This window comes from Vibrio sp. V03_P4A6T147 (assembly GCF_002241085.1).
GTDB classification, from domain to species: domain Bacteria; phylum Pseudomonadota; class Gammaproteobacteria; order Enterobacterales; family Vibrionaceae; genus Vibrio; species Vibrio anguillarum.
The window spans coordinates 1-8,364 of record NZ_NDIO01000414.1 but is presented as its reverse complement, the minus strand read 5'-3'; the positions used below and the strand labels follow the sequence as shown (position 1 = coordinate 8,364).

At 46.3% G+C, this 8,364-nt stretch carries 5 protein-coding genes and 1 pseudogene; 5 read left to right on the top strand and 1 reads right to left on the bottom strand.

Going from position 1 to position 8,364, the window contains the following annotated elements; all coding sequences use genetic code 11:
* The first annotated feature begins 64 nt into the window (after positions 1-64).
* The 5 genes and pseudogenes from gmtY (at position 65) to B9J84_RS15680 (ending at position 7,440) form a co-directional block, all read left to right on the top strand.
* Positions 65-1,522: a gamma-mobile-trio recombinase GmtY gene (gene gmtY, locus B9J84_RS15700; protein ID WP_094124527.1), complete on the top strand. Its 1,458-nt coding sequence runs from the start codon at positions 65-67 to the stop codon at positions 1,520-1,522.
* Positions 1,522-4,164: pseudogene (locus B9J84_RS15695) on the top strand (integrase family protein). The gene gmtY and the pseudogene B9J84_RS15695 overlap by 1 nt, the downstream one beginning before the upstream one ends.
* Positions 4,164-4,841 carry a gamma-mobile-trio protein GmtX gene (gmtX, locus tag B9J84_RS15690; protein WP_094124526.1) on the top strand — a complete coding sequence of 226 codons (678 nt, stop codon included), beginning with the start codon at positions 4,164-4,166 and terminating at the stop codon, positions 4,839-4,841. The pseudogene B9J84_RS15695 and the gene gmtX overlap by 1 nt, the downstream one beginning before the upstream one ends.
* Positions 4,841-5,278: a VPA1267 family protein gene (locus B9J84_RS15685; RefSeq protein WP_094124525.1), complete on the top strand. Its 438-nt coding sequence runs from the start codon at positions 4,841-4,843 to the stop codon at positions 5,276-5,278. The genes gmtX and B9J84_RS15685 overlap by 1 nt, the downstream gene beginning before the upstream one ends.
* Positions 5,279-5,301: 23 nt before the next feature.
* On the top strand, positions 5,302-7,440 hold the full coding sequence (locus B9J84_RS15680) for an AAA family ATPase (protein WP_404207630.1): 2,139 nt from the start codon (positions 5,302-5,304) through the stop codon (positions 7,438-7,440).
* Between the two features lie 132 nt (positions 7,441-7,572).
* Here B9J84_RS15680 and B9J84_RS15675 read toward each other — a convergent pair whose 3' ends face one another.
* Complete coding sequence (locus B9J84_RS15675) at positions 7,573-8,343, bottom strand: AraC family transcriptional regulator (protein WP_094124528.1); 771 nt, start codon at positions 8,341-8,343, stop codon at positions 7,573-7,575.
* Between the last annotated feature and the right edge of the window lie 21 nt (positions 8,344-8,364).

Genomic DNA, 8,364 nt, shown 5'->3' with positions numbered 1-8,364 from the left:
TGCACAATCCACAGTATAGGTATACAGTCAATAATGTGTACGATATGTATAAGGAAAGCATAATTTGTCATCGGTAAAAGTCAGAGCGACGATTGTAGAGGACAATACGGGCATAAAAAGCCAACTGCCTATCTTACTAACTGAGCAAGGAGAGTTAAGTACGGTCACAGACTACCTACTCAAACTAGAGGCGGACGGGGTGAGTAATTCCGTCATGAATGGATTTCTTCAAGCGGTGTCCTTGTTGCTGGATTATATGGAAGCCAACAGAGGGTTGTTTGACGATCCGAAGTTGCTCTTTCAGACCTTTTCTAAGCGGTTGTATACAGGAACAATTGGTGAAGATGGACTTGACCCCTCTGGTTTATATTGGGTGCCAAGTTCAACCAGTAATGTGAATAAGCACATTCACCGACTGACGGCATTCACCGATTGGTTGGCAGGCAAACAAGGTTCTGCGTCAATGAATCCCTTGCGTGATGCCACACCTCATGGGCAGCGACTCAATTACGCCGCATGGTATCGAAAAAACCAGAATGATTTTCTCGGTCATATTGAAGATAAAACCGTCAATAAAACCATCCGTAAGGCGCGAACCATTAAAGGGCGCACACCACTCACTAAAACCGAGGATGATGCTATCGCCTTTCCTGAAAAGCACTGGGAAGATTTTTATATGAACGGTATTGGTGGCGCAAACGACCCACGAGTGGCACTCAGGGACAAATTAATACTCCTGCTCATGCACGGTGGCGGACTACGCGAAAGCGAGGCTTTAACCCTTTGGGTGACAGATGTGTTTGAAGATCCTTATAACCCAGATAGTGCTATCGTTCGAATTTACAATGAAGTCGATGGCAAAGCGCCAAATGACCCTGAAGTTCGTTCTAAAAATCAGAATAGAGAAACGTACTTAAAAGAAAAGTATGCGCGTATCCCTCGCCAACGCATGAAAGGCACAGCGCATCTTGGTTGGAAGAACCGTGTAGTTGACCATAAAGATAACTACATACAGGTTCAATGGTTTCCGACTGACTATGGAAAAGTGTTTATGTCACTTTGGAAAAACTATCAAAAGTACCGCGCCAGCATCGACTGTCACCACCCTTATGCGTTTATTTCTTTTCATCACAGTGCCTTCGGCAACCCTTATACCATCAACGCTTTCCATGATAACTACGCCAACGGCTTGAAGCGCATTGGTTTAGAGCCAAGCAAGGCTGAAGGTAAAGACCCTCACGGGCATCGCCATAATTACGGTAGACGATTAGAACGCTCAGGATTGAACCCGTTGGTGATTCGACGCTGTATGCACCATAAGTCCCTAGACTCACAAATCCCCTACACAGGCAAAGGTCAGCAGGAAGTTTCCGACGAACTAACCCAAGCGACACTGCAACTGGCAAACCCAGAATCCAAAGTCAAAGCACTCGACTGGAAAGCACTGGTTGAGCATGGCTTTGATGACATCGACCCACAGGGATACTTCACTGGCAAACATCCAAAATTGAGAGGTAAGTAATGGGGAAAAAAGGCAAAAAACATGACGGTCGCTCATCGGATTTAACCTTCTCTTGGATGCTTAGGACACTCGGCGCGGAGTGGCAACAATGGCAAGAGTTAGCAGCAGAATGGATGGCTATACAAGATACTGGTGTAAACCACAAGTGTGATGCTTTAAACATTTTCTTTGAGGTGTACATTCAAGAGTGTGCTCAGTACGCCACAGATGTGGCTCTATTTTTTAGCGGGTATAAAGGGCATTTATGTAATAGCGAAGAACTTGAAAAGGCCGCGAGGACACGAATTGACTACTATGGTAATGTGCAAAAAGCTGTGAACTATCCCGCCGAGTTCATCGATTTTATTATTGAAAAAGTGTTCTCCGAGGAAGATGACCATGGAAAGCTAATCCCACTAGTTCAAAACCCTCTCAGCAAAATCAAAGTGCAAGGTTCTGCTACAGAAACTGTGCGTAACCCTCTGCCGTATCGTTACATTCAGGACTTGCGCCAAATCCTTTGCCCGTTACCTGACAAAACCGAACTCACCGTAATTGAAGAAAATCTCAAGGACGGTGAACCCCTGCTTCCTGCCTATCACTATCGCCATTTCAAGCACTGGACATGGGCGCAGCGGCAGGCAGGAGGTGACTGGTTTGATGTCGAGCCAGAGCTGATTGATAAATCCGACCCTGACTGCGTGTGGCGCACCAACGAAGTGACTCGCAAAGGCAATAAAATCACCGTTCATCAAATCTGGTCGCCCGTCAAAGCGATGGTGATTTTCATGAAGCTCCACCTACCACTGCGTACCTATCAGGTGCGTATGCTAGACAGCGGTGAAGCGGATACATGGCGCTATGAAAACGGTCAGTGGGTAGTAAACACTCAGCATGATTTTGCACTTGGTAGCGAAAAACGCCCGTTCGGGAAAGGCATCTTCCGACGCATTCACGACACCATGACAGGATTACATTCCACAGGCTAGTATATCAACACCAACAAAACCGCCGACCAGAACAAAGACGAACTAGAGCGTGGTTACATCATTCCTTGGCAAAACGAGGAGGTGCTGTACTGGCTGGAAAAACTGCGGAACTGGCAAGAAAAATACAACCCGATTGCAAAGCCTACCGACTGCACTACGCTGCTAAAAAAGCACACTCGTGTTAAGAGGTCGGACAAACAACTAGAGAGTATGGGAGAGATCGCCTTTCTATTTCGTGATGCATCAGCAAAAGGTGAGGACAAGCACAAGCCAATTTCGTACACAGCAACAGATGCTTTCTGGTATCAACTCCTGTTAACGTTTGAAAACCAACTCGCAGAGCAAGGAAATACACTGGATAACGGCAAGCGCTTGAAACTGGTTGTGGATTACTCAGAAGGTACTACAGAAGGTGCTAAGGTTGCCACACTATTTCCTCTGCACAGTTTGCGTGTTTCGCTCATCACGGCGTATACGATGGACACGCAATTGCCATTACCCGTGATTTCTAAATTACTAGCGGGACATACGCGCTTGTTGATGACCATCTACTACAACAAAATTACCCCATCGGTGATGGCAGAGAAAATGAGTGAGGCACATGGAGAGCTAGATGCCAAATCCAAGCAATCGGTACGCAACTTCCTTAAAGATGCCTCAATGGAGCAAATCCAATGCAAGATGGTGTATCACAGCGATGACAGTATTCAGGCAGCGCTTGCTAACCGCAATCCGATAGGCTGGGAAGAACGCTCGTGTGGATTGTGCTTGGTCGGTGGTAACACCGTCAAATCGGATGAAGTCAGCACTCTGGGTGGTTGCTGGAACGGCGGTGCGTTGCTTAATAATTCAAAAGGGGCTGCCAGTCGCATTTATGCTAGCGTGCCACATGGCCCTGAAAACTGCCCTCGCTGCCGCTGGTTTATTACCGAGGCACGCTACCTTCCTGCACTCAATGCCCACTTCAATCAACTGAGTTACAAAGCGCATCAGACGGCTAACCTATCCGTGGAAATTGAGGGGGAGTTGGAAGCGTTGAAAGACGAACAGTTCTTTTGTGAAGAGCAAGGTAAGCCGTTTATCAAGCACGGTGAACTGCAAGCCCTACAGCGCCGCTATGAAAAACAGCAAGTTGAAGCCGATGAATATGCCAAAGACTGGATAGCGTGTTTTGAGCTTATCCATAAAATCATTCGTGTCGAAGAAACCAGAAATGAAGATGACACTAAAGATAAACTGATTGCGGTTGGCTCTGAGCAAGATGTCAGCCATGCCTTGAAGTTTATCGAAACCGACTCAGAGTTACTGCATCTATCACTGCTTTGTGATGATGCAGAGTTCTACCCCGATTTGCAAGACGAGCTGCGTAAAACACCTGCCATTGAAAAGCGTTCACGCCAACTTAGCCGTGTGCTGATGAAAAAAGGCTTTGAGCCGATTTTCATGGAAATGGACGACAAACAACAGCTCATCGCTGCCAATGCCATGCTGCGTCAGATGGCGAAAATCGCTGACCCTAACGACAAGCTTGAGGGCTACCGCAAGGTGGCGAACTACATCGAAGCGGGCGAATACCTGACCGACAATAAGCTATTGTCTGGCGGTATTCATGCTCTGAGCAATAAAGTCATCAACCTAGATGGCATTGCACTAGCGAACTTATTGGAGGATTAATGGAACTTGATATTGATGTCATTCTGGCTGACTTAAAAGAAGGCAAAGTACCTCGCACGCAGCAAAACCTCGATAAGCTCAATGACACGCTGAAAACCTATGCGGAATCAGGTCAGCGTGACTTCTCCATCACCCACATTGGACGGGTTTCTGCCAAAAATGGTGGATTGGGGTATGAGGCTTTGCGTGCTACCCGTAACAAGCACTACCGAACACTCATTGAAGCATGGGCGGCAAAGTACAGTACCAATACCAAAAAACCGCTATCGAACACCTCACGGTCTAAATCCATCCCTGCGGATAACAAACTGTTAGAGCGCATTCCAGATCCTGCGGTACGCGCCTTGTTTGGTCAAATCATTGCGGAGCGTAACCGCTACCGCAAAGAGGTGAACCTGCTCAAGCAACACGCCAATATCACCATCGACAAACGCCCTGTGCGTCATTTCGATACCACCGCAGAGTCAAGCGTCGAAGTGCTGCCATCCCTATCAGGGATACTCACCGAATCAGAGAAAAAAGCCTTAGCGTATGCCGTTTCTGACGAATGCATGGACAAGAACGACTGGCAATATACTCAGGCGGGTCAGGTAAAAGACATGGAATACAACAGCGAAGTATTCCCCAGAGGCTTTGTCACAGGACTTCGCAAGCTACTGGGTGAGGTAGATGACTAATGGCAAATGGGCGGCAGAAAGCGCAGGAAAACCTAGAGGCATTTGAGGTCTGGAAAGCCACACAGACGGACGATAACTTTAAACAAATTGTGTTCCGAGGTCAGCTTAATCGTATCGAGGTGGCAAAGGGTATCGGTTGTGGCAAATCGGCGTTAAGTCAAAATCCCGCCCTCAAAAAAGCACTCAAAACACTAGAGGACGAGCTGCGTGAGAGGGATGTGCTGCCACCTCTTACGCAAGCTGCTAAGAAGAATGAGGGTAAACCTCAAGCCTATGACAACACAGCAAAGCGAAAGGCTCTCGATTCAAAGCGGGTGTCGTTATTAGAAGCTGAGAATATTGAATTGAAAGCCAAGGTTGATGCGCTTGAAAAGCGACTTGAGCGCTTTGGTGAGCTGTCTGAAACCTTATCTGAAATGGGGTTGATGCCACGATGAATATTGCTTTGCATGAAGACCAGATGCGCGTGACCAGTATCCCTTACCGCTCGACCAAGATGGTGATATTCAGCGGTGTGCCGCTTGCGAAGAACTCTTACAAAACCAATAGCGGGAAGTATTACGTCACCATCAAAGCCGACCCCGATAGCATCCCCGTCCAACCCACGCTGGGTCAGCACTGGTCAGTCAAAGGCGCTCGCCAGATAGAAAATATGGAGATAGGTGATTATGTGATGCAGCAGCACACCTATGAATCACCTAAGCATGTTGAATGCACGTTGCCTGAAACGGGTGAGCAACTGATACGCTTTATCGCTAGAGAAAGTGACTTCAAGGGTATTGGCGAAAGCAAAGCCAGAGCGCTCTGGCAGCTCTTAGGCAAAGACTTTCATGCCACACTGAAAAATGACACCCCAGAGTCCAGAAAGCGCCTGACATCAATTCTGAGTAACGATTCAGTAGAAGCACTCTTTAAGGGGTACGCCAAATACAAAAATCTGGCACATTGTAACTGGATGAGCGAACACAACATCCCCGCCAGTGTGCAACAACGACTGCTCAGGCATCACGGTGAAGCCTCCATAAAGGCAATTAAGGATAATCCTTATGTTTTGATGGGCTTTGGTCTTTCGTTCAGTGCCATTGAAGACATCATCAAGGAAATAAGCTTTAAGAGCGATATCACGAAGGATGACCCAAGAAGACTAAGTGCGGCTCTGGAAATGGCAATTCGAAAAGAGATTGAAAAAGGTCATACCTATACCACTCATGCCAATGTACGCCCTTATCTCTACAAGTTACTGAAAGACAAAGCACTGGTCACTCAGGCGTTCCAGTCAGGTCACGATAAAGCGCAGTACATTTTAAATCCCGACACAGGAACCTACCATCCAACGGCGCAACTTCTGATGGAAAGTGTCGTTGCCAAGCGCTTAAAGACACTGATTAAGCGAAATGACTTGTTTGATGAAAGAGCCAATGCCGCCTATTGCTCTGCGGTTGCCGAACTTCCCTACGAATTAACCCCTAAACAAACCGAAGCCGTCACAACGTGTCTGGATAATTCGCTAAGCTGTATTACGGGCGGTGCAGGAACAGGCAAGACCACGGTACTGAGAACGGCGCTCAGGGCTTACCATCAACTCGGGTTTAAAATACACGCAGTGGCGCTCAGCGGTCGCGCTGCAATGAGACTTCATGAGTCCATCGGTTTTGTCACTTCAACCATAGCTAAATTGCTGCGTGAAGAACCCATTGAACCCAGTGCCGAGAACACTAATCACCTACTAGTCATCGATGAGGCGAGCATGATTGACCTACCGACCATGTATCGCCTAGTAAATCACATTCACCCCTCTGTACGATTGATATTCACGGGCGACCCCGACCAACTGCCACCAATTGGCTGCGGTAAGGTGTTGTCAGACATCGTTGAAGCAAAAACGGTGGCGAATACGATGCTGGATATCGTCAAGAGACAGGAAGGTTCAACGGGTATTCCCGAATACTCAAAGCTCATTAATCAAGGTGTGATGCCTGACCAATTAAGCAAGGGTGCTATACACTTTCACGAAACCAGTAAAACAGACATTGCCAAAGTCTGTTGCGAGCTTTACCAAGAATCTCCAGAAAGCAGTCGTGTCATGGCTCCCACCAAAGCACTCGTATCAGAAATCAATAAGCTCACCCAGCAAGCGGTCAACCTAAACAGTGATAGCCTTGAATTTGAAATTAATGGTGACAAGTTCTTTCTGCCACTCCGCCTTAATGATGCGGTCTTATTTACTCAGAATCATTACGATAAAGGCATTCAGAACGGATCACTTGGCACACTAACCAGCGTCAAACCTTCTGGTGATAGTTACGGAGAGGTCACGCTTGATACGGGTGATAAGGTCGAGGTGACGCAATCCGTTCTAGATTGCATGGAGTTGGGTTATGCGATCACCCTACATAAAGCCCAAGGGTCACAGTTCCCGCGCATCATTATTGCCCTGCAAAAAGGTAGGATAATCGATAGAGCATGGCTCTACACGGCAATCACGAGAGCTGAAAGTGAAATCCATATCGTTGGCAGTAGCGAGGATATGAAGCGTATCACCGAGGCATCTAGTCAATCTCATAAGCGGAATAGCTATCTGAAAGAACTGTTGAATTAGCAGTTTCAAACTCGTTTATGCCCCAAAGTGAGTTTCGTCTCAGATAGTGCATCAGAGATGGTTCTTGATTTTGCTATACTAAAAATAATCCCAAAAGTGGTGTAATCCGTGTATTAGAGAGTCTGTATTCGTTTATAGGTTTGCAGTGCGGTATTTTCTTGGTGTCTGATTGAACAGCTTTTTAAAAGCCTGTACATAGGATGAATCAGATGCGTACCCCAACTCCATAGCAACTTCCTGTATGCTCATTTCCGAGCTTAATAATGGCAGAGATAAAACCAGCCTTATATTTTGTCGCCACAGAGCAAATGATTGAGAGAACTCTTTCGCACATAATCTGGACAATGTGCGCTCAGATGCTCCGACTTTTTTTGCCCATTCTTTTAACGTAAACGGTAAGTCAGGTTGCTGTTTAAGCTGTAGAAAAATAGATAAAAGGCGTTTGTCCGTAGGGATGAGAAGTGGTATTTCATAACTTTTTGCTGCCTCGATCTGATCTCGTAAGACCGTTAACAAATGTGCCAAGTTGGATTCCGGCTGTGAAAGCGTATCACTTTCAAACAAAAGCAATATCAACTCTTTGAGGAAGAAGTTTACCTGACAGGATTTAGGCTCACTTCCATACTGCACATGTTTGTTAGGGTTGAGGTAAATCGCTAAAAATTGTGTGTCTGTAATTGCAACAGACTTATGAATGGTATTGGCGGGGATAAAGAGCATACCATTGTGAGGGACTATTCCACTTTTATCACTAATGTCTGATTGTAACAAACCTTGGCGTGGGAAGACGATTTGGTGCCATGGATGTGAATGGAAATCATCAATATAACCAGAGGCCATGATAGTCGTTTTAGTTATAAATTTTTTTTCTGGAAAATCTCTGATTAAATTGTTAGCTTGCATAAATGGCGGCTTATCTACATT

Bases quoted from the DNA above. Each gene is read 5' to 3' on its own strand.
- gmtX (WP_094124526.1), top strand. From the start codon at position 4,164: ATGGAACTTGATATTGATGTCATTCTGGCTGACTTAAAAGAAGGCAAA.
- B9J84_RS15685 (WP_094124525.1), top strand. From the start codon at position 4,841: ATGGCAAATGGGCGGCAGAAAGCGCAGGAAAACCTAGAGGCATTTGAG.
- B9J84_RS15680 (WP_404207630.1), top strand. From the start codon at position 5,302: ATGCGCGTGACCAGTATCCCTTACCGCTCGACCAAGATGGTGATATTC.
- B9J84_RS15675 (WP_094124528.1), bottom strand. From the start codon at position 8,343: ATGCAAGCTAACAATTTAATCAGAGATTTTCCAGAAAAAAAATTTATA.